This window comes from Streptosporangium nanhuense, from assembly GCF_059358815.1.
Map to the genome: position 1 here is coordinate 73211 of NZ_JCADBG010000006.1, position 21758 is coordinate 94968.

General features: G+C 66.1%; 28 protein-coding genes. 17 read left to right on the plus strand and 11 right to left on the minus strand.

The features are described from left to right. Positions 1-8 precede the first annotated feature (8 nt). Complete coding sequence (locus AC5L38_RS13835; RefSeq protein ID WP_495243180.1) at positions 9-1361, minus strand: hydroxyacid-oxoacid transhydrogenase; 1353 nt, start codon at positions 1359-1361, stop codon at positions 9-11. A gap of 98 nt (positions 1362-1459) precedes the next feature. Between AC5L38_RS13835 and AC5L38_RS13840 the strand changes: the two genes are divergently transcribed. Together AC5L38_RS13840 and AC5L38_RS13845 are read left to right on the plus strand one after the other, a co-directional pair. Further along, positions 1460-2038 (plus strand): hypothetical protein, encoded by a 579-nt coding sequence (locus tag AC5L38_RS13840; RefSeq protein ID WP_495243181.1) that lies wholly within the window; start codon positions 1460-1462, stop codon positions 2036-2038. An 82-nt stretch (positions 2039-2120) separates the two neighbouring features. Then, the gene (locus AC5L38_RS13845) at positions 2121-2426 is read left to right on the plus strand and encodes a type II toxin-antitoxin system Phd/YefM family antitoxin (protein ID WP_495243182.1); all 306 of its coding nucleotides are present in this window, start codon (positions 2121-2123) and stop codon (positions 2424-2426) included. Between the two features lie 234 nt (positions 2427-2660). Here AC5L38_RS13845 and AC5L38_RS13850 read toward each other — a convergent pair whose 3' ends face one another. Next, positions 2661-3065: a nuclear transport factor 2 family protein gene (locus AC5L38_RS13850; RefSeq protein WP_495243183.1), complete on the minus strand. Its 405-nt coding sequence runs from the start codon at positions 3063-3065 to the stop codon at positions 2661-2663. A gap of 127 nt (positions 3066-3192) precedes the next feature. On the opposite strand from AC5L38_RS13850, the gene AC5L38_RS13855 reads away from it, so the two are divergent. After that, entirely contained in the window at positions 3193-3774 is a 582-nt protein-coding gene (locus AC5L38_RS13855) for a TetR/AcrR family transcriptional regulator (RefSeq protein ID WP_495243184.1), read from the plus strand. 77 nt (positions 3775-3851) lie between these two features. Here AC5L38_RS13855 and AC5L38_RS13860 read toward each other — a convergent pair whose 3' ends face one another. Next, positions 3852-4412 (minus strand): ATP-binding protein, encoded by a 561-nt coding sequence (locus AC5L38_RS13860; protein WP_495243185.1) that lies wholly within the window; start codon positions 4410-4412, stop codon positions 3852-3854. Further along, positions 4301-4585 carry a hypothetical protein gene (locus AC5L38_RS13865; RefSeq protein WP_495243434.1) on the minus strand — a complete coding sequence of 95 codons (285 nt, stop codon included), beginning with the start codon at positions 4583-4585 and terminating at the stop codon, positions 4301-4303. Before AC5L38_RS13865 ends, AC5L38_RS13860 begins: the two co-directional genes overlap by 112 nt. A 297-nt stretch (positions 4586-4882) precedes the next feature. Between AC5L38_RS13865 and AC5L38_RS13870 the strand changes: the two genes are divergently transcribed. The 8 genes from AC5L38_RS13870 to AC5L38_RS13905 all read left to right on the plus strand — a co-directional run bounded on the left by AC5L38_RS13870 (position 4883) and on the right by AC5L38_RS13905 (position 10041). Continuing rightward, a complete protein-coding gene (locus AC5L38_RS13870) occupies positions 4883-5710 on the plus strand; it encodes a helix-turn-helix domain-containing protein (protein ID WP_495243186.1) in 828 nt (275 codons plus the stop codon). Further along, positions 5701-5898 carry a DUF397 domain-containing protein gene (locus AC5L38_RS13875; RefSeq protein ID WP_495243187.1) on the plus strand — a complete coding sequence of 66 codons (198 nt, stop codon included), beginning with the start codon at positions 5701-5703 and terminating at the stop codon, positions 5896-5898. Before AC5L38_RS13870 ends, AC5L38_RS13875 begins: the two co-directional genes overlap by 10 nt. A gap of 15 nt (positions 5899-5913) precedes the next feature. Beyond that, on the plus strand, positions 5914-6120 hold the full coding sequence (locus AC5L38_RS13880) for a DUF397 domain-containing protein (protein WP_495243188.1): 207 nt from the start codon (positions 5914-5916) through the stop codon (positions 6118-6120). Further along, on the plus strand, positions 6120-6815 hold the full coding sequence (locus AC5L38_RS13885) for a class I SAM-dependent methyltransferase (RefSeq protein WP_495243189.1): 696 nt from the start codon (positions 6120-6122) through the stop codon (positions 6813-6815). Before AC5L38_RS13880 ends, AC5L38_RS13885 begins: the two co-directional genes overlap by 1 nt. 66 nt (positions 6816-6881) lie before the next feature. Beyond that, positions 6882-7346 (plus strand): NUDIX domain-containing protein, encoded by a 465-nt coding sequence (locus tag AC5L38_RS13890; protein ID WP_495243190.1) that lies wholly within the window; start codon positions 6882-6884, stop codon positions 7344-7346. 241 nt (positions 7347-7587) lie between these two features. Next, positions 7588-8109 (plus strand): NUDIX hydrolase, encoded by a 522-nt coding sequence (locus AC5L38_RS13895; protein WP_495243191.1) that lies wholly within the window; start codon positions 7588-7590, stop codon positions 8107-8109. Positions 8110-8464: 355 nt separating this feature from the next. Then, complete coding sequence (locus tag AC5L38_RS13900) at positions 8465-9577, plus strand: right-handed parallel beta-helix repeat-containing protein (protein WP_495243192.1); 1113 nt, start codon at positions 8465-8467, stop codon at positions 9575-9577. A 317-nt stretch (positions 9578-9894) separates the two neighbouring features. Continuing rightward, positions 9895-10041 carry a hypothetical protein gene (locus AC5L38_RS13905; RefSeq protein WP_495243193.1) on the plus strand — a complete coding sequence of 49 codons (147 nt, stop codon included), beginning with the start codon at positions 9895-9897 and terminating at the stop codon, positions 10039-10041. 35 nt (positions 10042-10076) lie between these two features. Here the strand turns inward: AC5L38_RS13905 and AC5L38_RS13910 are convergent, their stop codons facing one another. Further along, positions 10077-10736 carry a rhomboid family intramembrane serine protease gene (locus AC5L38_RS13910; protein WP_495243194.1) on the minus strand — a complete coding sequence of 220 codons (660 nt, stop codon included), beginning with the start codon at positions 10734-10736 and terminating at the stop codon, positions 10077-10079. A gap of 125 nt (positions 10737-10861) precedes the next feature. Continuing rightward, positions 10862-11962 (minus strand): TolB family protein, encoded by a 1101-nt coding sequence (locus tag AC5L38_RS13915; protein ID WP_495243195.1) that lies wholly within the window; start codon positions 11960-11962, stop codon positions 10862-10864. 526 nt (positions 11963-12488) lie between these two features. On the opposite strand from AC5L38_RS13915, the gene AC5L38_RS13920 reads away from it, so the two are divergent. Beyond that, positions 12489-13172: a hypothetical protein gene (locus AC5L38_RS13920; RefSeq protein ID WP_495243196.1), complete on the plus strand. Its 684-nt coding sequence runs from the start codon at positions 12489-12491 to the stop codon at positions 13170-13172. A 459-nt stretch (positions 13173-13631) separates the two neighbouring features. On the opposite strand, the gene AC5L38_RS13925 is transcribed toward AC5L38_RS13920, so the two are convergent. Next, positions 13632-14465: an alpha/beta fold hydrolase gene (locus AC5L38_RS13925; protein ID WP_495243197.1), complete on the minus strand. Its 834-nt coding sequence runs from the start codon at positions 14463-14465 to the stop codon at positions 13632-13634. A gap of 237 nt (positions 14466-14702) precedes the next feature. Here AC5L38_RS13925 and AC5L38_RS13930 point away from each other — a divergent pair, with 237 nt between their 5' ends. The 4 genes from AC5L38_RS13930 to AC5L38_RS13945 all read left to right on the plus strand — a co-directional run bounded on the left by AC5L38_RS13930 (position 14703) and on the right by AC5L38_RS13945 (position 18383). Beyond that, positions 14703-15917, plus strand: coding sequence for a glutamate-cysteine ligase family protein (locus tag AC5L38_RS13930; RefSeq protein WP_495243198.1), 1215 nt, complete (start codon positions 14703-14705; stop codon positions 15915-15917). A 106-nt stretch (positions 15918-16023) separates the two neighbouring features. Then, positions 16024-17082: a hypothetical protein gene (locus AC5L38_RS13935; protein ID WP_495243199.1), complete on the plus strand. Its 1059-nt coding sequence runs from the start codon at positions 16024-16026 to the stop codon at positions 17080-17082. Beyond that, positions 17075-18229 carry an alpha/beta fold hydrolase gene (locus tag AC5L38_RS13940; RefSeq protein ID WP_495243200.1) on the plus strand — a complete coding sequence of 385 codons (1155 nt, stop codon included), beginning with the start codon at positions 17075-17077 and terminating at the stop codon, positions 18227-18229. Before AC5L38_RS13935 ends, AC5L38_RS13940 begins: the two co-directional genes overlap by 8 nt. A gap of 10 nt (positions 18230-18239) precedes the next feature. Next, positions 18240-18383 carry a hypothetical protein gene (locus AC5L38_RS13945; protein WP_495243201.1) on the plus strand — a complete coding sequence of 48 codons (144 nt, stop codon included), beginning with the start codon at positions 18240-18242 and terminating at the stop codon, positions 18381-18383. Positions 18384-18494: 111 nt separating this feature from the next. Here the strand turns inward: AC5L38_RS13945 and AC5L38_RS13950 are convergent, their stop codons facing one another. From AC5L38_RS13950 to AC5L38_RS13965, 4 genes are all read right to left on the minus strand, one after another. Beyond that, the gene (locus tag AC5L38_RS13950) at positions 18495-18881 is read right to left on the minus strand and encodes a DUF427 domain-containing protein (protein WP_495243202.1); all 387 of its coding nucleotides are present in this window, start codon (positions 18879-18881) and stop codon (positions 18495-18497) included. An 85-nt stretch (positions 18882-18966) separates the two neighbouring features. Then, positions 18967-19353 (minus strand): VOC family protein, encoded by a 387-nt coding sequence (locus AC5L38_RS13955; protein ID WP_495243435.1) that lies wholly within the window; start codon positions 19351-19353, stop codon positions 18967-18969. Continuing rightward, complete coding sequence (locus AC5L38_RS13960; protein WP_495243203.1) at positions 19353-19649, minus strand: ArsR/SmtB family transcription factor; 297 nt, start codon at positions 19647-19649, stop codon at positions 19353-19355. Before AC5L38_RS13960 ends, AC5L38_RS13955 begins: the two co-directional genes overlap by 1 nt. A gap of 125 nt (positions 19650-19774) precedes the next feature. Further along, complete coding sequence (locus AC5L38_RS13965; RefSeq protein WP_495243204.1) at positions 19775-20404, minus strand: TetR/AcrR family transcriptional regulator; 630 nt, start codon at positions 20402-20404, stop codon at positions 19775-19777. A 163-nt stretch (positions 20405-20567) separates the two neighbouring features. Between AC5L38_RS13965 and AC5L38_RS13970 the strand changes: the two genes are divergently transcribed. Further along, positions 20568-21608, plus strand: coding sequence for an aldo/keto reductase (locus tag AC5L38_RS13970; RefSeq protein ID WP_495243205.1), 1041 nt, complete (start codon positions 20568-20570; stop codon positions 21606-21608). The last annotated feature ends 150 nt before the right edge of the window (positions 21609-21758 follow it).

A 21758-nucleotide genomic window follows, 5' to 3' on the forward strand; every position in this document is an offset into this window, starting at 1 on the left:
GACGGATCTCACCAGAGGGTGATGGACCGGCTCAGGATCCCGGCCGCGTCGTCCTCGCCGACCGGGCGCGGGGCGGTGGCGAGCAGCCGCTGCTGCTTCATCGTCCCCTCCGCGAGCGCGGGGACGTCCGCCTCTGTGTACCCGACGCCGCCGATGCCGTTGGGCATTCCGACGTCGCGCATCAGCCTCGCCAGCACGCCGGGCAGGAACTCCGCGAGGTCGCCGGGCCTGGCGGCGGACGGGTCGAGCAGCTCGGCCGCCCGCACGTGCCGTTCCGGTTGCGCCTCGAAGGTGAACCTGAAGGCCTCGGGAGCGGTCAGCGCGACGGCCATCCCGTGCGGCACCATCGGCTCGTCCGCGGGGTACCCCTCGGGACGGAAGTCCCTGACGCGCCCGGCGATCGGGTAGGCGTTGGCGTGCGGGATGTGCACGCCCGCGTTGCCGAACCCCAGCCCGGCGAACGTCGCCGCCAGCGCCATCCGCGCCCTCGCGCCGGGGTCGTCCCCGTCGCGTACGGCGGCGCGGAAAGACCGCGCGAGCAGCTGCAGCGCCCGCTCGGACCACATGTCGGCCACCGGGTTCGACCCGCAGTACGGGACGCGCTCCTCGGGACGCTTGCGCTCGTAGGAGGTGTACGGGCGGGCGGTGTAGCTCTCCAGGGCGTGGCAGAGGATGTCCATCCCCGAGGCGGCGGTGACCTCCGGGGGCTGGGACATCGTCAGGTCCGGGTCGACGACCGCGAGGACCGGGCGGAGCCGGGCGTGGCTGATCCCCGTCTTCACCTTCAGGTCCAGCACGTCGAGCACGCAGATCGTGGTGCTCTCCGCCCCGGTACCCGTGGTCGTGGGCACCGCGACCAGCGGCTTGAGCGGCCGTGACGGCGCCAGGCCGCCGCCCACCGGCGCGTTGACGTAGTCCATCAGCTCGCCCGGGTTGGTGGTGAGCAGGTTGACCGCCTTGGCGGTGTCGATGCTCGACCCGCCCCCGACGGCGACGAAGGCGTCCCACGGGCCGGAGGCGCGGGCGTGCTCGACGGCCGCGAGCAGGCTCTCGTCCGTCGGCTCCACGCGCACGCCGTCGTACACGCGCGCCTCCATGCCGTAGCCCGCGAGCTGGTCGGCGATCCGCCGCGGCGCGCCGGTCGCGGCCACCCCCGGGTCGGTGACGACGAGGACGCGGCGCGCACCGTACTGCCCGAGATCGAAGCCGATCTCGGCGGAGGCGCCGGGCCCGAACTTCAGGGCGGGGGCGCCGTAGGTGAAGACGGACTCGGGATCGCTCGGAGCGGTGAACACGTCCCGTTCCCCTCTCTCGCTGGTCGTACCGGTGACGGGGCGGCAGCCATCCGCGTCAGCGAGCATACCCAGCGGTATGTCGCTCCGGTCCACCCGCCCGCCGGTTCTCCGGACGCAAGGAACCTGCAAATCAACCGCAAGCCCGGATCAATAGCATCGCCGCCATGATGAAGAGAACGATCACGCTGGCCGCCGTCGCCGGAGCCGTCGTGCTGGCGGCCCAGCTCCCCGCGTCCGCCACCTCGTCCACGTTGTTGCGCCTGCGCGGCGGGCTGACCCTGGAGATCCCGAGCTCCTGGAAGGTGTACGGGACCGCGGACCGGGTCCAGGTGGTGACCGGTGCCTGCGCGCGGCCCGACCGCGGCTACTTCCAGCCCAGGTGCGACAGCTTCTGGATCATGGGGCCCAAGGCGCTCAAGACCGGGGGAGAGGGCTTCCGGCGCTACGACCCCACCCAGGGCCCGTACTACCCGGCCTCCGACGTGCAGCGCTGCCCGACCGACCCCAGGTACGGCCACGTCATCGGCAAGGCGATCGTGGTCGGCTACCGGAACATCGGGGTGGCGCACAAGGCGCACTACCGGGTGTGGCCCGTCCGGTGCGTGTCGTACAGCGACGGCGGGCAGAAGTCGACGTTCAACCAGCGCGAGTGGTATCTGCCGAAGACGAAGGTCCTGGTCATCGACAAGTGGGCCACCCCGGGCCTGTCCACGATCCTGAAGAACGCGACCTGGGACAACTGACCGCCTGATCGGACCGCCCCTTCGGGACCCCTGGAACCGGGGGCTGTCCGTCCGAGCGTGGAAGGTCACGGAGATCACCCGAGTGATCTCATGCCGGGGCTACTCCGAACCTAGACAGACCAGACAGGGGGCGCCGGTAAGCGGATGGCAGGTTCAGGAGGCGAAACAGCGTTTCAGCGAGGTCGTGCGGCGTGCGCTGAGTGAGGGTCCTCAGGTGGTCACCCGGCACGGGGAGGAGGTGGCCGTCATCATCGACATCGCCGAATACCGCCGCCTCAAGGGCGACGCTCCGGACTTCGGGCGGTTTCTTCTCGCCGACCCCGACTGGGACGACGATGTGGAGTTCCCGCGAAACCGGGACCTTCCCCGGGAAGTCGATTTCGACTGATGGGCATCGGTTATCTTCTCGACACGAACGTGGTCTCCGAAGCGCGCAAGCGGAACGGCGGCCTCCAGGTCAAGGAATGGATCGCCGCGGCGCACGGACCCACCTCTACCTCAGTAGCCTGACGGTCGGTGAGATCCGCTGCGGGGTCGAGCTCCGCAGACTCCGGGACCCCGACCAGGCGACGGTGCTGGAACGATGGCTGCACGGTCTTCAGCGGCAGTTCGGTGATCGTTCCTAACCGGCGCCCAGAGGGACTCGCCGCGCGAGCACCCTGCGATGGCTGATTCGCCAGCCTCGGTCGCCGCGCGCGACCGTGTCCTCGTAGGTCACACTTCCGCACGTGCCGTCCGCCATGATGCCGATGCCCTTGGACAGAACGCGTACGTGATCGTCGGCCACCTCGGTGACGACGATGTTCGTCACGTGGTGGCCGACCGGATTGCGCTCGCCCATCGCCAGCGCCGCGTCGCGAAGCGCGGCCGGCCCCTCGATGGTCCCTCCACCCAGATCGCTGACGTCGTAGACGGCGTCGGCGGTGAACAACTCGTGCAACCGGTCGAGTTTCCCGGCGTCGATCAGGTGGCCGTGCATCGAGATCAGCTCTGTGATGGCCACGCGATCCTCGGCGCTGAGCGCCATGGCAGTCCTCCTGTAAGGGTTCCGATGTGACCCGTCGGCCAATCCGTGCAGACGATATGGGGACTTCCCCGTTTACTGGCAATACCATAAGTGGGGAGTTCCCCATTAACAAGTCTGGAGCAGGAAGATGGCGCGTACGGGCGACAGGCCGACCACCACCCCCGGGCGGGGGCGCAGGGCCGACGCCACACGGAACGCCGGGCTGCTGCTGGCGGCGGCGAGAGAACTCTTCGACGAACACGGTCCCGAGGTCGCGCTGGACGACATAGCGCGTAGAGCGGGGGTGGGCAATGCGACCCTCTATCGGCACTTCCCCACCCGTGGCGACCTGCTCGTCGCCGTGTACGCGGAGGAGGTGGCCGCACTCCGCGATCGAGGCGCGGCACTGCTTCGGGAGCCGTCGGCGATCGAGGCGCTCTTCGACTGGCTGGACGACTTCGCCGTCCACGTCGCGACCAAGCGCACCCTCGCCCTCGCGGGCACCGAAAGCAGGAACGAGCGGCGCACCGAACTGTTCGACCGCTGGCACGAGTCGATGAGATCGACCGCAGAGGCTCTGCTCCTCAGGGCGCAGGAGGACGGCACCGTCCGATCCGACCTCGCGGTGGGCGACCTGCTCGCCCTGACAGGCGCCGCCGCCGCCGTCGGCACCGACGCGAGCCACGCGCGACGGCTGTTACGGATCCTGCGCCACGGCATGGCCGTGTAAGCCCCCCAGCGCCCCCGCCGTAATGACGGGGAGGTCCGTACGCTCTCCACCACCTTCGAGCGGTCGGGCGCGCGGGCCTACCCCGACACCCGGAACCAGACCGACCCGCCCGCGTCGTCGCGACGCGAACCCCACCGGGCCGCGACCATCTCCACCAGCCACAGCCCCCGCCCGCCGTCGTCGTCCGCCTCCGGCACGCGCACGGCGGGCGCGCTCGCGGCGGACCCGTCGTCGGTGACCTCCACGTGGACCATCGCGCCGGTACGCGCCACGTAGACGGTCACCCGTCCATCTGCCGTACGCCCGGAGTCGGAGTGGGCCACCGCGTTCGTGGTCAGCTCGCTCAGCAACAGCAGCACGTCGTCGAGCACCGAGGCCCCGACTCGCCCGGCGAGCAGATCGCGCACCCAGCCCCGAGCCTCCGGCACGGATTCCACCCGCCCGGGAAACACCTTCCGCCATGCGCCACCCGCTCCGGCGCACTCGCGAAGCCCGCCCTCCTCTCCCGGCTTCTCCTTCTCCGATCTCACGCGGTCACCGCCGACACGATCATGTCGGCCGCGTTGTCGGCCTCCGCCCAGACCCATTCCCCGCGCTGCCACAGCCGCGCCCACCAGGGCCGCCAGACGAACGCCCATCCACAGTGGCGCCGGACGACCGTGATCCTGACCAGTGCGGCGCCCGTCGACGTACGGATCTCCAGAATCGGCTGCCCCGCCACCGGAAGGACGAGCGAGGTGCACACCCCGAGGCGGTGCAGATCCCAGCCGAGCCGGGTCAGACGGACGAATCGCTCGTGCCGCTCGACCATCGTCACGCTCCTGTCCTCCAAGTGCCTCCGGCGAACGCGATCGAGGCGTGAAAGGTCGCCGTTCTGGTCATTCATCACTCGTCTCGTCTCCGGTTTAAAGGCGATGGGATGCTTTCTTTTCCGTCCTGTCGAATCGATAGGGCGTGTGATTAGATTGCCCTCGTGAGAGGTGAGGGCATAACCGGATCGGCAACCCGAGAGATAGCTGAAAATGCCGACGTCAGGCCTGTCGATACCAAGAGCTGACATCGCCCATTAACCCAAAAGGCCGTTTTTCTCTATTTCAGGAGGAATGCGATGAGCGTCGAGACCTCCCCGGAGCCCGGATCCCCGCACGCGCGGTTCGGGTCCGAGATGCGCCGCCTGCGCGAGGCCGCGCAGCTGTCCCAGAGCGCCGTCGCCTCACGCCTGGGATGCACGCAGACACAGGTGAGCCGCCTGGAGTCCGCCACCCGCACGCCGTCGAGATCCGACGCCGAGCGGCTCGACCTGCTCTTCGGCTCCAACGGCAGCACGCACTTCACGGACCTGCGCCGGCACATCGTCGCCCGCCCCAGCGGCCCGGCCTGGTTCATCGGCTGGGCCGAGGAAATAGAACCCGCCGCCCGCGTCCTCCGCTCCTGGGACCCTCTCCTCGTCCCCGGCCTCCTCCAGACCGAGTCCTACGCCCGGCACCTCTTCGCCAAGGAGCCTCGGATGACTCCTGAAGAGGTGGAAGAGCGTGTCCAGGCGCGCATGCGGCGTCAGCGAATTCTCGACAAAAACGACCCTCCCTTGCTTCTGGTCCTCATCGACGCGGGCGTGCTACGCCGTCGGGTAGGTGGTGCAGAAGTGATGCGCGAGCAGCTCGATCACCTGCTGAAGGTCACCGGGAAGCCTGCCATTTCCATTCAGATCGTCGACCCGGAATGTCTTCCGGGTTTGGCGGGAGCTTTCATGATCGCCGAGCTTCCGGGCGGGCAGCCGGACACCATCCATGCGGATTCCCCGGCCCAAGGACATGTCACGACTGACTGTGATCTCGTGACTTCCATCAGAAACCGATATGAAGCAATACGACTGTGGGCCTATCCTGAGCATGTATCCCTCAAAATGATCGAGGAAGTGAAACGGGAATGGACCTGAGTACCGCTGTGTGGCGGAAGTCATCGCGTTCCTCGGGCAACGGCGGCCAGTGTGTCGAGGTGGCCGCGAATCTGCCGGGTGTGGTCGCGGTTCGCGACAGCAAGGACCCCCAGGGCCCGAAGCTCCTCTTCACCCCCGCTCAGTGGCGGGCTTTCGTCGGTGGCGTCAAATCCGGTGAGTTCGGCTGATGGAGTGAGGCGGAAATGGACCTGAGTGTCGCGGTGTGGCGGAAGTCGTCGCGCTCCTCCGACAACGGCGGCCAGTGTGTCGAGGTGGCCGCCAACCTGCCTGACGTGGTCGCGGTTCGCGACAGCAAGGACCCGCAGGGCCCCAAGCTCCTCTTCACCCCCGCCGGGTGGCGGACCTTCGTCGATGGCGTCAAGATCGGTGAGTTCGACCGACTGGCCTGATGGGAGAGTACGCATCCTTGGCGAAACTGCTCGATGACGAGGCGTTGGAGCGCTCGTCGGTGGTGGCGAACCGGGTGATGAACCGGGAGCGGGGGCTGACCGGTTCCAACGGGTACGGCCGGGAGCTGGGCATCGACGTGCTGGAGGTCCTGCGCGAGCGGACGCGGGCCGGGAGACGGGTGCGCTGGCTCGACCTGTGCTGCGGTTCGGCCCGTGCTCTCTTCGAGGCCTCCCGGCAGTTGGGAGACGAGGTGGAGATCGTCGGTGTCGACCTGGTCGACTTCTTCGCCGGGCCGTCACGCCCGCCGAGGCTCCGGCTGGTCACCGCCTCGATCACCGGCTGGGAGCCCGAGGAGCCGTTCGACCTGATCACCTGCGTCCACGGCCTGCACTACGTGGGCGACAAGCTCGGTGTCCTGTCCCGGGCCGCCGGTTGGCTCGCCGAGGACGGCCTGTTCGTCGGCAACCTCGACACCCGGAGCGTCCTCGTGGACGACGGCGTACCGGCGGGGCGCCGGTTGGCCTCGGCGCTGCGGGAGGCCGGGCTGGACTACGACCCCCGGCGTCGCCGGATCACCTGCCGGGGCCGCCGCGTCGTCGACCTGCCCTACCGCTATCTCGGCTCCGACGACCGCGCCGGACCCAACTACACCGGCCAGCCCGCGGTCGACTCCTACTACGCCCACGGTTCGTGAAACCGGGCTCGGGCGTCACGGTCCGAACGGGTAGCGTCTGATCTTCAGGCGGGCGCCGGTCCGCGGATGGGACTCACCGTGAAGAAGCTGATCGTCCGGCTCTGGAGGCTGGCCAGTGGCTCACTCCAGTGGCGCGTCAACTGGCTTCGGCACGCCACGTTCATGGTCGGGGTGACCGGCGTGGTGCGCGACCAGGACGGCAACGTCCTCCTGCTGAAGCACCGCTTCTGGCCGGAGGGCAGGCAGTGGGGCCTCCCGACCGGCTACGCGAACAGGTCGGAGACCTTCGAGGACACCGTCTGCCGCGAGGTGCGGGAGGAGACCGGGCTGAAGGTCCACGTCGGAGAGCTGGTCCGCCTGAGGAGCGGCTACCGGCTGCGCCTGGAGGTGGCCTACGAGGCCGAGTTCGTCGGCGGCACGCTCAAGCTCGACGATTTCGAGATCCTGGAGGCGAGATGGTGCGCCCCGGACGACCTGCCGGCAGAGCTCCAGGAGTCACACCGCCGTCTCATCCAGCGAGAGTACGCCTGAAGCCTGTTTCGGAAGTCGGCACTTCCGAGTCAAAGACCCGTACATGACAGTGGTCACATCATGCAGGGCCTTCGACGTACTCATCCGGCCCATGTAGGAGAGAACATCTCGTTCAAGGTGGCCTCCGAGATAGTGCAGGCGAAAGAGAGCAGAGGCTGCTGAACCTCGACGAAGGGTCGAAGACTCAGAAGAGACGTGAGCGGTCGCCGGTCCTGTCAGTGGGGGCTGAGATCGTGTTTCCGTGAGTGAACTGGTTGAGCGTGTCGACGAGCACGACCGTGTGCTGGGAGTCGTCGAGCGGGACGAGGCGGTGCGTGAGAACTGGCCGCATCGCATCGCGGTGACGATCTGCCGGGATCACGAGGGGCGGATCCTGGTGCTGCGACGGGCCCGGACCTTGTCCCGGTTCCCGGGCTACTACGACATGTTGGTCGGTGGTGCCGTGGAGGTGGGCGAGTCGTACGAAGAGGCGGCGGCCCGTGAGCTGGCCGAAGAGCTGGGCGTTCGAGTGCCGGTGCGCTTCCTGTTCAAGTTCCTGTGCCGGGATGGAATCGGCCCCATCTGGCTTGGAGTGCATGAGGCGATCGTGCCGGAGCCTCTGGTCCCCGACCCGGAGGAGATCGACTGGCAGACCTGGCTGACAGTGGGCGAACTGCGCGGAGCCTTTGATCAATGGCGCTTCGTTCCAGGAGGGCGGGAAGCTCTGCGTCGATATCTGGAGTCCGGATTCGGCGACGGCGCGGGCGAACTCGCAGCTGGGTGATCGGCAATGCGTGGCGTCTCGGTTTCGGGACGGGCATTCGGCTGTGGGACCCGATGACGGTGACCTCCCCTCGTCGGCGCCCTGGCACTTGCTCCTCGCCCGGCAACGAGGTTGTCCACCGAGAGCGATGAAGGTCCGCCACCGATGCGGCCGGGAGGGCCGTGTCGGTGGTCGGCGAAGATCGCGGCGCGGTAGCCGAGATTTCCTTGATCTTGCAGCGGTCGTCGGTGAAGAGCGTCCATGATTGCAGCGTTGATCATCTATTGAGCGTCACCTCAGGAGTTTTCGCGATGAAGCATGTCTTGTGCTCCTGGTGGAGTAATCGTCTGTCGACCCCCGGAAAGGGAGACGAGTTATGAGAATCGGTATCAAGTTGGTTGTCGGGCTGGTGGGACCGCTGGTCATGGCCATGGGGCTCTGGCCGGTGGCCGGTGGCAACGGGAGCATGGGCCTTGGGGTCGGCGCCGATGTCGGCGGTTATGGAAACAGTGGCGGGGACAAGGAGGCGAGCGACCTCAAGGGCCTGAGGATGATGTCCGCTTCCGCACCGGTCATGGCCGTGCCGACCGGCCCCGGCGCGGTGCGCTGCCCGCGGCCGACCAGGACCGTCGGCAGCGCCGATGAGCTCCAGCGGGCGGTCAGGTCGGCCAGGGCGGGCGACGTCATCCGGCTGCGTCCGGGCACCTACGAGGGCAGGTTCGTCGCCCAGAGGTCGGGGACACGGGGCAAGCCGATCTTTCTGTGCGGCGACGCCCGATCGGTCCTGGACGGCGGCGGCGTCAAGAAGGGTTACGCCTTCCATCTCGACAGGGCGAGTTTCTGGCGGCTGGTGGGCTTCACCGTGAAAAACGCCCAGAAGGGCGTGATGGCGGACAGGACCAAGGGCTCGATCATCCAGGGTCTCACCGTGCACGACATCGGCGACGAGGCTGTCCATCTGCGCAATTTCAGCATCGGCAACACGGTGCAGTACAGCAAGATCTACAACACCGGCCTGCGCCGCGCGAAGTTCGGTGAAGGCGTCTACCTCGGATCGGCGGAGTCGAACTGGAAGCGATACTCCGGCGGGCAGATGGACAGGAGCGACAACAACCTGGTACGCGGAAATGTGATCCGGGCCACGGCTGAGGCCGTGGACATCAAGGAGGGCACCAGCGGGGGCCGCGTCGTCGGCAACACCTTCGACGGGTCGGCACTCGGCGGGGACAAGCTCAACGACTCCTGGGTCGACGTCAAGGGCAACAACTATGTGATCGAGGGCAACATCGGGAAGCAGACGCCGCAGGACGGCTTCCAGACCCACGAGATCGTCGATGGCTGGGGCACCGGCAACGTCTTCAGCAAGAACACCATCGATCTCGCCGGCGGCAGGGGCGTCGGCGTCAACGACACCGTGGGCGGCAACACGATCGCCTGCGACAACAAGGTCACCGGCGGCCGGCTCACCAAGAAGGGCAGCTGTTCCTGAGGCTGCGGCGGCATCGGGTCGAGGTGACGCACCGGTTCCGCGAACCTCGCCCGCCCGCGCGGCCCCGGCCGATATCCGACAGGAGGCGATGCGCGAGGATCCGGAGATCCTCGCGCGGATGCGTGCCCCCCGCCCTCCTCACCCGGTGCTCGTCGGCCGGCCGGAGCGCAGCCTCCACGGTGGCGAAGGCCGGCGTGGTCAGTTGTCCCGCCGCTCCACCAGCAGCAGCGCCGGGAGCAGCGCGAGGGCGGCGTACGCGGCCATGACCAGGCCCTCCTTCGGGTCCTGCTCTCGGCCTCCTGAACACGGAACCGGGCATGCGGGTCGTAGGGGCCGCGGAGAACGGCACCGAGGCGATGGACCTGGCCGTGGCCGGAGAGGCTCTGTCGGCCCCGGCGGTGACCCGCCGCCTGATCGAACGCTTCACCGCCACACCTCCGTCCGTGACGCCCGGAAGTTCTTGAGAGCCGCCGTCGCGGCCGTTCCCGGTGCGCCCGCGTCAGAGTTCGAGTTCGTCCAGTTCCTTCCGCAGCGCGGTTCTCGGATTCCGAGGTGAAGGGTCCGGGACCGATCGTGTGCGGTTCCGCTCGCGGAACAGCCAGCCGCCCAGCAGACCGGCGAGGAAGCCGAACAGGTGGGCCTGCCAGCCGATGCCCTCCTTGGGCAGCAGTCCGGTGAACTGGTAGGAGAAGCAGAGGGCGATGACCAGGCCTACCACGATGTCGATCAGGTGCCGGTCGAAGGCGCCCCGTACCAGGACGTAACCGAAGTAGCCGAAGACGACACCGCTCGCGCCCGCGCCCACGCTCTGCGGGTCGGAGGTGAACCAGGCCCCGAGGCCGCTGACCAGGATGATCAGTCCTGTCACGCCGAGGAACTTGACGACGCCCCGGTAGGCCGACAGGAAGCCGAAGACGAACAGCGGTCCGGAGTTGGCCTGGATGTGTTCCCAGCTCCAGTGCAGGAATGGCGCCGACGCGATGTCGGGCAGGCTCGCGGGGTCCCACGGCCGCACGCCGTGCTCCTGGCCCAGCTCGTAGCCCGACGTCCAGTTGACGATCTGCATCACCCAGATGAAGGCCAGGAACCCGACCATCACCCAGAACGCCTTGCGGGCCTCGGTGATCATGATCTCGGCCGTACCGCCCTTGGCGCCCATCGTTTTCTCCCCAGCTCTCCGGATCTCGTCCGCAGCCCAGTATCGGGACGAAAGATCACAGATGAGACAGCAGGACGTGGCCGCCTTCGGCCTTCCCGCTGCGGCGCTCTCCGGACGTGGACCGATCAGTTCCGGCACGGCTGGTCGGAGATGCGCGAAAGGTCCAGCACCGTGTATCGGCTGCTCCGTTCCCTCCAGAACAGGATCGGCGCTTCCGGGCCTGAGACTCCCCGGCCGATCGTGTTGGAGCCCTCGGTCTCGTGCCTGACGCCGACCCATGCCGATCTGGCCGTGCATCGGTCGTACAGCAGCGCGGACGAGCCCGGATCCTTGACGGAGTGGTTCACCTCGATCCCGTGCACGTACGGCAGGCCGAAGAGGCCGAACCTGTCATGGATCAGAGGACCTTCCCCCGCCGCGGGGAGCGTGGTGCGACCCGAGCCGTTCCTGTGCTGGATCACCACCGTGGACAGTTCGTAGAAGTCCGGCGTCACCTCACCCGCGCACCATTCGGCTCCGCAGCCCATGGAGTGCACATCCGGATCGGGCCGTTCCGCGGACGGGCTCGGGGCCGGGGCGATCCGCTGCGGTTTCCCGCCGGAGAGAGAAATCCGGTAGGCGTCGCGGCCGGCCTGCCAGGTGACCTGGTCACCGTCGATCGACAGGGCGTCTCGGGGCGGAAAGTAGTCGTAGTGGCCGGTCAGCCAGGTCACCAGTCTCATCTGCCCGCCCGACCTCGGCATGGTCCACAGCTCGACGTGCCGCTTGCCGGGATTCCAGCGCTCGGAACGGTAGACCCCGGCGGTCCAGACGATCTGTTTCTCGCCCACGGCCACGCTCTTGATCTCGAAGCACATGCCGCATTCACTCCACTTCGGAGCCGTGGCCAGCACCCGGTGCCGCCGCGTCCGGCGGTCGTACGACACGAACCGGGGGCGCATCTCGAGGGTGACCATGAGGGCCTCGGTCTCGCTCAGCATGGCGAGCGGCTGGACGTCGGGCTCCTTCCCGAACCTGGCGGGCAGGGTGAACATCGCCTCGGGCCACACCTCGGAGGCGGGGTCCAGCTCGGGCGGCTTCGGAAGCTCCGGAAGCTTCGTGGGCCGGGGCGACGGTGGTGGCGGATGACGGTCGGCGAAGGGGACCGTACACGCCGAGACCGCGCCGACCGCGACGACGGACATCACGATGACCGCGAACAGCCGGAAAAGCCGCGAGTGATCCACGAGGTTTCAGACGCGTAAGGCGCCGTCCGGGTTCCTGGCGCCCGCGTCCGGCCGACGGTCGGGCACATCGCCGAGGCCGGGCAGGCTCGCACCGGTATGAGCGCTCCGGGTCGACGGCCTCGGACAGTGAGCAGCCACGGCAATTTATATCGACATATACATACAAGCCAACCTTGTTGGGATATTGCTATCTCTGGCCTCGATAATCGTGTTCGCATTGCCGTTTCGTCTCCCAGGGTTACCATGCGCCATTTACATTCGAACACGACGCATCGAATAGCCGGGATGAATGCCCGCCAAAAGAGTACAACTACTGGGAAATCGGGCATACGGGGAAAATGTGAGCCTGTGGTGGATGACTGGATGGTCCACATCGAGCCGGACGGCGGCGCGAACCGGCATCCGGGAAACACGGGAAGCGTGAACCAAGGGTGAGCGGACGAGATTTCTCGGGCGTCGGAAATCCCCGGCAAGAATTCCGGCAGCGTGACATGAATTCGAGAGATCGAGCATCAAGGAGATGGAAATGCGCCAGGAAACCGGAACCGAACCACGTCGGGGAGCCAAGCGTGACACCGTACGGCGGCTGAGCCTTCTCGCGGCGGGGTTCGGCACGGCACTGCCTCTGATCGCCTTCGCGCCGGCGCCGGTCGGGGCCACCGCGACCCCCGGGGATCCGGCCCCCACACCCGCCAACAACTGTGTCGTCGACGTGATCGGAGGATCGGGCAAACAGGGGACGGAGCGCTGTTTTCCCACGTTCACCGAGGCGATCCGATTCGCCACCGACGGCGCCATCACCGACGCCCCGGCCACCGCCGTCGAGGGCGTGGAGGACCCCGCCCTCGACGCCCTGCTCGGCAGCAGTGAGAAGTCCGCCGACGCCGGAGCGGCCCCCGCTCCCGCCGGGGCCTTGATGGTGATCGGGATCGAATATCAGAACATAAATTACGGCGGTGCCTCGTACACCTTCCGCGGCTCCCGGAGATGCACCACACCGACCACGGACATCGACTACTCGCTCAATCTCCCGCGGACCTGGTGGGACCGCATCTCCTCTTTCAAGAATTACTCCAACTGCTACACCAACCACTACGCCTACACGGGTTTCCTGCCCCCGTCGACCGGCTACCTGAACGACCGGGCGGTCATGCCGGTCATCAACGGCCGTAACTTCAACGACGACGCGCGATCGATCAGGTGGAGCTGACCGGCGGCCCCTGACCGGCCCGGGCGGCGGCCCGCGCAGGCCGCCGCCCGGACCGTTCGTACCCCCGGGAAAGGTTCTCGCGCAGAAAGCACCGGAAGCATCAAGAGCGCCGGTAATACCGTGAAAAGTGCCCCAGGTGGCTACTCGATGACGATGGAGCCGACTCGGTCGGGATAGAAGGCGACGTGGTCCTTGATCTCGGCGAAGGGTGGGTACGGCTTCCTGTCGGGATCGCGCCTGATGTACACCCTACTTGGGGAAGGGCGCCGAACACGAAAATTCAACGACCGGGCAACCTGGCAGGTACGCGGGGTGACATGAGCTTCGACGCTCGCAGTCTGGTTCGAGGTCGGGTCGATCGCCGCGTGCGAAACCCCTCGGCGGTGTCCCGCGTAGAGCGAGAGGGGGGCCGTACCTGGTGAATCGTGACGGGAAACACGGCATTTGTGCAGCGGTCGATCAGTGGAACAGCTGAAGTTCCTTGGAGAGAACCTGGTTGCTGATCAGGTCGAAATGATCAAGTGCGGTGAGGTGGAATGACACGCTCGGCGCGCCATGGAAGACAACGGATTTTTCCATCTCGGGGAGATGCTGCTCGTACGCGGCCGACAGCACTATTCGCACGCTTCCCGCGATCTCGGCGACGGTTGCCAGCCTCTCGCCGATCTGGGAATAGCCGTCCGGCTTCCAATATTCGATCATGTCTCGCGACAGTCTCCATAGCTGGGTAAAGTCTTTTTTGGCAATCTTGGCCATGTAGAGACATAGTGCCTGGAACAAATCGCGATCCTGGGCAAGGTTGACGAGCTCTTTGAAGGTGGGCAGCGGATTGGCGGGATCTGATCTGGCGAACAGCTTCGAGATGCTCATCGTCGACTGGTTCACGTTGGGATCCAGCAAGAGCACGCCGGCCAATCTTGGAGTGGGTGACCTGGAATTCTTCCAGTGTTCCGCCAATAGCAATATCATGTCGGCCCCTAGCGAGAACCCCACGAGCAAAAGCTCCTTCGTCGGATTCTTCTCGGACACCTCGATGATGAAGTCGGACACGACTTCGATGTGCGTTGACAGAGGTATGGGCGGACCCGAAACTTTTTCGGTCCGACTGAATCCTGGCAACGTGATCGCGAAGCCGTGCTCGTCCTTGTGCTCCGCGAGGTAGTCGCTGTAGTCGTTGGCATCCAGGCCGAGTCCGTGGAGGAAAACGGTCACTGTGGGTGAATCGCTGAACATTTCATCATATGTCAGGTTTGGGGTGGGTTGAAGCTCTGTGTGGTTGTTGGTAGTTGTCATGGTTCGTGCCTCACGGTCGGTGGCAGGGGCTACGTGGGCGTTCGTTGCATCCCTTGACCGAGGAAGGCCTGATTCGGGCATCGCGTGCTGATGAGCTTCGCGGTCACCATGTTTCTAGATCGGTCTGGACACGGAGAACACCTAACTGTCTTAATAGAGTACACGGATGTGCTCCATTTATCTTGCACTTGGAGAAGTCCTGGTGTTGTCGTTGAAGGTGCCAGGAAGGAGTAGTGCGTGGACGAGGTGCTCACGGAACGCACCGCAACAAAATGGATCTACGACAATGCCTTCTCTCGAGACCGAGTGGGGCGCATCGGTATCGAACTTGAATGGCTTGTGGTCCGCGACAAATCCCCTGGCCAACGGGTTGGAATAGCGGATGTCAGATCGTGCCTCAGCCTTGCCGACGGCCCCCTGCCCGAGGGAGGGATGATCTCCTTTGAGCCCGGTGGCCAACTCGAACTGAGCACCGCACCGGCTGAAACGCTAGCAGGATGTCTCGATGCCGCCGCGGGCGATCTCGCACTCCTCCGAAACAGGGCGGCCCGCCATGACCTGAGCCTGGTCGGTAAGGGGCTGGACGATCGGCCGGCTGTTCGAATTCTTGACCTGCCGCGCTATGCGGCACTCGAGCATGACTACGACCAGTTTGGCCCGAACGGTAGAATTCTGATGTGCAATGCCGCGTCGGTTCAGGTCAACATCGACGCCGGTGACGCCTCTCCGGGGTGGCGCGGTTGGCGGCGTAGATGGTGGGTGGTCAACAATCTTGGCCCGATCTTCATGGCGATGTTCGCGAATTCTCCTATATTGATCGATGGTCTGGCCCAGTCGGGGCGACAGATTCTCCGGTTCCAGACCGACCCGACCCGCACTGATCCCCTTCCTCTTTCCGGCGACCCGAGAGACGCATGGGTGAGATATGTGCTGGACGCGCGAGTGGTTGGAGTTTCCCAAGCCGATTCATATGCTTTTCAGCGTCCGACCGCCGACCTGACCATGAGGCGGTGGCTGCGCGGCGCTGGACCGCGGGCGGTCTTCTTGGACGATCTCCGTTGTCATCTGCGGTCGGTCATTCCTCCTGTGCGTCCACGTGGATACCTGGAGTTGAGGATGATCGATGCCCAGAACGACGACAACTGGGTGGTTCCGGTCGTCGTCATCAGCACACTTCTCGATGATCCGCATGCCTCGGCCGAGGCTGTGCGGGTCGTCGAGTCGCTACCTGGAACGATGAGCCGAGAGGACTGGGTGAGGGCCGCCCACGAGGCGATGGGCGACCGCCGTTTCGCGGAGGCGGCCAAAAGATGCATGTCGACGGCCATCGAGGCGCTCGATCGGAACGCGATACCCGGTTGGGCCCACCAGCTTGTTCTCCGCTTCGCGGACACCTATACCTTCCGCTCCCGTTGCCCCGCCGACGACCAAGCCATAGAGGAGGCGGCGTAGTGCCCTCGCTGTCTCGGAGAAGCTCGGGACCCAGGACAGACCTGAGGGCATCCGGTCAGGCGGTCGTACGCGGCCCTGGCGGCCACCGAGTCACTGCGGAGGCATTGTGACGTTTGCCGATTCGAGAGAACGGTTCGCGCGCACGCTCGCGGCGATCCGGCAGCACCAGCAGAGCCATCACGGATGGGGGGTTCTGCACCACGCTCTTGGTGACCTGCTCGCCAGTGGACATCCGACTTTCGACCGCATGCTGGACGAGGTGTGGACCGCTAGGCCACATATCAGCGACGCCCACCTCGTAACCTTGATCGGCGCCGCAGTTCGTCAGATCGTGCTGTGTGACTACAAGATGATGTCCCTCTTCAAGAGCCATGTGAGTCCGGCGACGCGCCTGAGGTTACTCCGCGAGCTCGTCGAGAGTAACGAAGCGGATTTGACCGAGGCGATTCGCAGCCATTCGAACTCGTTCACCGGTGCTCGCCGGTTCCTGGTCCCCCAGTTGATCATCGGCGGGTTCGCTTCGGCGCACCGGTTGCCGGAAGTGCGTTTCCTTGACGTCGGTACCGGTCTAGGGATCCTGCCCAGGCAACTCAATAACAAGGTCGTGTACGACAGGTTCGCGCGTAATCTGGAATGGTTGCCCGCGGCGCCTGCCTACAAGGAAATACCCCTGGTCTCCCGGCATGGAATCGACGCACCGCCGCTGCCCGGCCTCGACTGGGTTCAAACGTGCCATGGTCCGTCTCGGTACTATGAGGAGCGATTCGAGGAATTGGCGTGGTCGCTCCGCGAGACCGAGGCCACGAAGAAAGAGGTCGCCCTCCACGAGCTGGACATGCTGAACATCGCGGAGCTCGCGGACTTTATCTCCGAAAGAGAATTCAACATCATCACATGTAACTTTGTTCTTTTCCAATACGATGCGAAAATCCAAGACATGGTGAAGAAGTGTGTTCTGGCCAGTATGGCCTCTCCCGGTCTGTTCCTGGTGATGAACCCCAGCCATGGTCTTTTGCGGCAGGGATGTCGGGTCGAGGGTTATCTGCCCGGTGACCCGACCGCGCTCCACTTGGCGGACGTCAGTGATGCGCATTTCATCGGGACTGCCACCTGGGGGGCCGATCTCCACACCGTCATCTGCCGTGAAGGGGAGGACGGTGGTTGACAACCCGAACGGGCGGGAGCGACTGGACGAGGTCGTGCGCCGTTACCGCACGCCCGCCGGCCTGGTCGCCGGCGTCTGTGGTGTTCTCGTCGGAATCTATAGTGACGACGCTCGCGATGTCATCGGCTTGGCTTGGGGATACCTTTCCGAGCCCGCACCGCTCCTCGCCGGTGCCGGCCTGGGAATCAGCGTGCTTACCTGGAAGGCGCGAGGTGTGATCGAACGGCGCAGGGAGGCACGTCGGCGCATCGTCAACGAGTCCATGGACATCCGCACCATCGACTTCGACGAGGACCTGCCGAACGACCAAGCGGTGATCGGACGTGAGCTCCACTATCTGGAGCGTGTGACCGAATCCGGCACGCTTGTGATCCTCCTGCACGGGCTGGGGCTGGACGCGAACGATTTCCGACCGTACATGAACATCGCCCACGAGCACACGGCTGCGATCACCCTTTTCGGGTTCAACACCAAGGAGGCCCGCGACGAGAGATACCGACCTATCGGCCTGACGACCCACGCCGAGCTCGTAAACGGTGCCATAAACAGTCTGCAGAGGAGATATCCACAGAAAAAACTGGTCTTGGTTGGGTTTTCGGTGGGGGCCGATATGATTCTCCGGCTAGGTGAGCTGTGGCAGGACCATCCCGCCCGCAAGCCAAAGGTCACGGCCCTGCTTCTCCTGGATCCCAACATCAATCATTCATCGATGGTTGTGTCGAGTGGCTTCGCTCAAATGGACCCGGAGCAACCTCTGGCAGAGCTCAAACGCATCTCCCAGATACCCAACGATTTGATCGAGTTCCAGAACATCTCGGAATACCTTCACAAGATCAGCAAGAAGAACCTGGCGCAGATTCAAAGACATGCGAAGGACTGGTGGGAATACTGGGAGGAGTCGGGAAAGTATGACCTGTTCCTTCAACGGTTGGACAGGCTGCGCTCCCAGTGCCCGCATATCAAGATATTCTTTTCCGCTCACTATGATCAGTACTTCAACGAGATCGTGACCAGGGCCAGGCAGAAAGACATGGTTCGGATCTTCGACCTCTTCCGAGAGGATCACTTCGAGTTGTTGAATGAGAAGTTCATAGAGAAGAACGTGTCGTCCCTGGTCGCTGGCAGTCGGCGTCCGCAGTCTTCATAAAAGACCGGGTGTGGGTTGGCCGCTGATCGCGTCGGCCGGGCTCAGCAGGTCCAGGTCGGCGCGGAGAGGGGAGCTCCTCGTTGACCGGGCGGTCATGCCGGTCATCAACGGCCGTAACTTCAACGACGACGCGCGATCGATCAGGTGGAGCTGACCGGCGGCCCCTGACCGGCCCGGGCGGCGGCCCGCGCAGGCCGCCGCCCGGCTCGGCCGTGTTCCCTGGGAAGGTCCTCGAATCAAGGACACAGGGAAAGCGCCCCCGGGTTCAGGCGGGCGGTTGCTCGACGGTGATCGAGTCGACCCGGTCGGGGTAGAAGGCGACGTGGTCCTTGATCTCGGCGACGGCCGGGTGCGGCGACTCGTAGAACCACACCGCGTCCACCGCCTGCTTCCCGTCCACCGTGACGGTGTAGTAACTCGCGTCGCCCTTGAAGGGGCAGTAGGTGGCGGTGTCGGTCCGCTCCAGCAGCGAGCGGTCGACATCGGCGATCGGGACGTACTGCACCGGCGGGTACGACGCCTCCTGCAGCGTCAGCGCGCGCTGCGAGTCGGCGACCACCTTGCCCCCCACCGAGACGACGACCCGGGCCGGGTTCGCCGTGATCGTGATCGGATGGCTGGGTCCGGGCTGCAGGATGGGCTTGTCGGTCATGATGGGACCCCTTTCTGTCCTTTCCAGTCTGCCGGACCGGTGTGCCTCCGAACCCGCCGAGGTCAACGCCGGAGGGGATGAGCGGCTACTTCATGGCGGCGATCTGGATCAGGTTGCCGCAGGTGTCGTCGAGGACGGCGGTGACGACCGGGCCGAGGTCGGTCGCGTCCTGGGTGAACTCGACGCCCAGCCCCTTGAGCCGCTCGACCTCGGCGTACACGTCGTCGACGGCGAACTGGGTGAAGGGGATGCCGTCGGTGACCAGGGCCTTCTTGAACGGGCCCGCCGCCGGGTGGCCGTCCGGCTCCAGCAGCAGCTCGACACCGTCGGTGGCGGCGGGGGAGACCACGGTGAGCCATCGGGCCTCACCGGCGGGCACGTCGGTCTTCTTGATGAACCCCAGCTTCTCGGTGTAGAAGGCCAGGGCCTTGGCCTGGTCGTCGACGAGCACGCTGGTGATGTTGATGCGGATCACGGGTTCGGTTCCTCTCGGTTGATGGGCCACCGCTCGACGATCGAGCGCAGCGGGCTCGTGTCGAGGTGGTGGAACTTGTACCGGCCCTGCCGCCGGGTGTGCACCAGGCCGGCCTGTTCGAGCACCGCGAGGTGCTGCGAGATGGCCTGGCGTGAGGAGCCCAGGCCGTGCTTCATGGTCAGCCGGCTGCAGATCTCGAACAGCGTCTGGCCGTCCTTTTCGCTCAGCTCGTCCAGGATGATGCGTCGTGTCGCGTCGCCGATGGCCTTGAACAGGTCTGGGTCTGCGTCCACGGGCTCAGTTATAGGCAAGTCACCACTTGCCTGTCAAGGGAAGGAGGAGGGGGCGGAGCCGGTGGCGAGGATGCCGCCGCTGACCGTGCGCGCCGGTACGTCCGGCCGGCCCGCGCCTGGAAGTGCTACCTGCCGTGGTCCGCCGGGCGGCGGAAGACGCCGTGCCACCAGGTCAGCGCCATCTCGCGGGCGAACGCGGCGTCGGCGGCGGGATCCCCGGCGGTGACGTGGTCGACGATGGCCCGCTCGCCGCCCGTGACGATCACCCGGGTGGCGCTCACCGGGTCGAGGCCGGCGGGGGTGCGGCCCGCGTCCTGCTCGGCACGGAGCACCGCGATCGTCCAGTTCGTGAACTGGCCGACCTCCTTGCCCCAGAAGTCGCGCATCGTCGCGTCGTAGGCGGCGACCTCGGCGATCGCCCGCCGTACGGCGGCGTGTTCCCGGTAGACCCGCACCACCCGCAGGAAGGCGTCCGCGAGGCGGTCGACGCCGTCCGACGGGTCCCAGGCCGAGGTGACGTCGAAGGAGGAGGCCATGAGTTCGGTGGCCAGGCGTGTGAGCAGGTCGGTCTTGTCGCGGAAGTGGCTGTAGAAGGTCGAGCGGGCGACCCCGGCCTCGGTGGAGATCTGCCGCACGCCGAGCTCGGTGAAGTTCGCGCCGTCGACCAGGAGACGCTGCGTCGCGGCCAGGATCTCCGCCTCGGCGGAGGTGGGACGGCCGACGTTCGCGGTGCGTCGCCGGGTAATCGAAGGCATACCCGGATCCTAGGCGTCACCTGGCGGCGAACAGCGAGCTACACCTTGTCCGGACATCGTGTAGCTTAATTTCCGGACATGGTGTCCGGACGCAGTGACCGGGCATGCGCGAGACGCCTGGCCGCCCGTCGGCGGGCCGGACGTACACACGAAGGAGTAGCTGGTGAAATATCGTCTGCTGGGACGTACGGGAGTCTGGGTCTCCGAGATCTCCCTGGGCGCGATGACGTTCGGCGGCAAGGGTCACCCGGTGTTCGACACCCTCGGGGCACTCGGGCAGGAGGAGGCGGATCGGATCGTCGGCACGGCACTCGACGCCGGGATCAACTTCATCGACACCGCCGACGTCTACGCCGACGGCGAGAGCGAGGAACTGCTCGGCCGGGCGATCGGGCGGCGCCGGCGGGACGTGGTGCTCGCCACCAAGCTGTTCGCTCCGGTCGGGCCGGGGCCCAACGACCAGGGGCTTTCCCGTCTGCACGTGATGCGGGCCCTGGAGGACAGCCTGCGCCGGCTGGGGACCGATCACATCGACCTCTACCAGATCCACAACTACGACCGCCTGACGCCGCTCGAGGAGACGCTGAGCGCGCTCGACGACGCGGTACGGCAGGGCAAGGTCCGCTACATCGGCTGTTCCAACCTCGCCGCCTGGCAGGTCGGCAAGGCGCTGGGCATCTCCGCGCTGCACGACCAGGCGAGGTTCGTCGCCAATCAGATTCAGTACTCACTGGCGACGCGCGACGTCGAGCGTGAGCTGGTGCCGTTGGCGGAGGACGCGGGGCTGAGCCTGACGGTGTGGCAACCGCTTCTCGGCGGATTCCTCACGGGCAAGTTCGACCGTGGCGGGGTGACCACCGAACAGGACTCCCGCCGGGCCCGGAACGGTTTCGACTTCGTGCCGTTCGAGGAGGAGAGGGGCTTCAAGGTGCTCGACGTGCTGCGGACCGTCGCCGCGCGGCACGAGGTGAGCCCCGCCCGGGTCGCGATCGCCTGGCTGCTCGCCCAGCGCGCCGTCACCAGCGTCATCGTCGGCGCGCGCAAGCTGGAACAGCTCACGGACAACATCGCCGCCGTCGACCTGACGCTCACCGAGCAGGACCTCGCCGAACTCGACGAGGTCGGCCGGCCGCCGGTCGCCTACCCGAACTGGATCCAGGAGTGGTCCGCTCCGGGTCGGATCCCGGCGGGAAACCTGGCCTGACGCCGCGCCTCGGGTGACAGGCACGGCGACGGCCCGGCCTGCCACTCGACGCGGGCGGCGCTCTCGCGTCGCCCGGCGACGGGGAGAGCGGTCAGGCGGGTCGCACGGGGAGAGCGGTCAGGCCGGGTCGTACGAGGAGAGCGGTCAGGC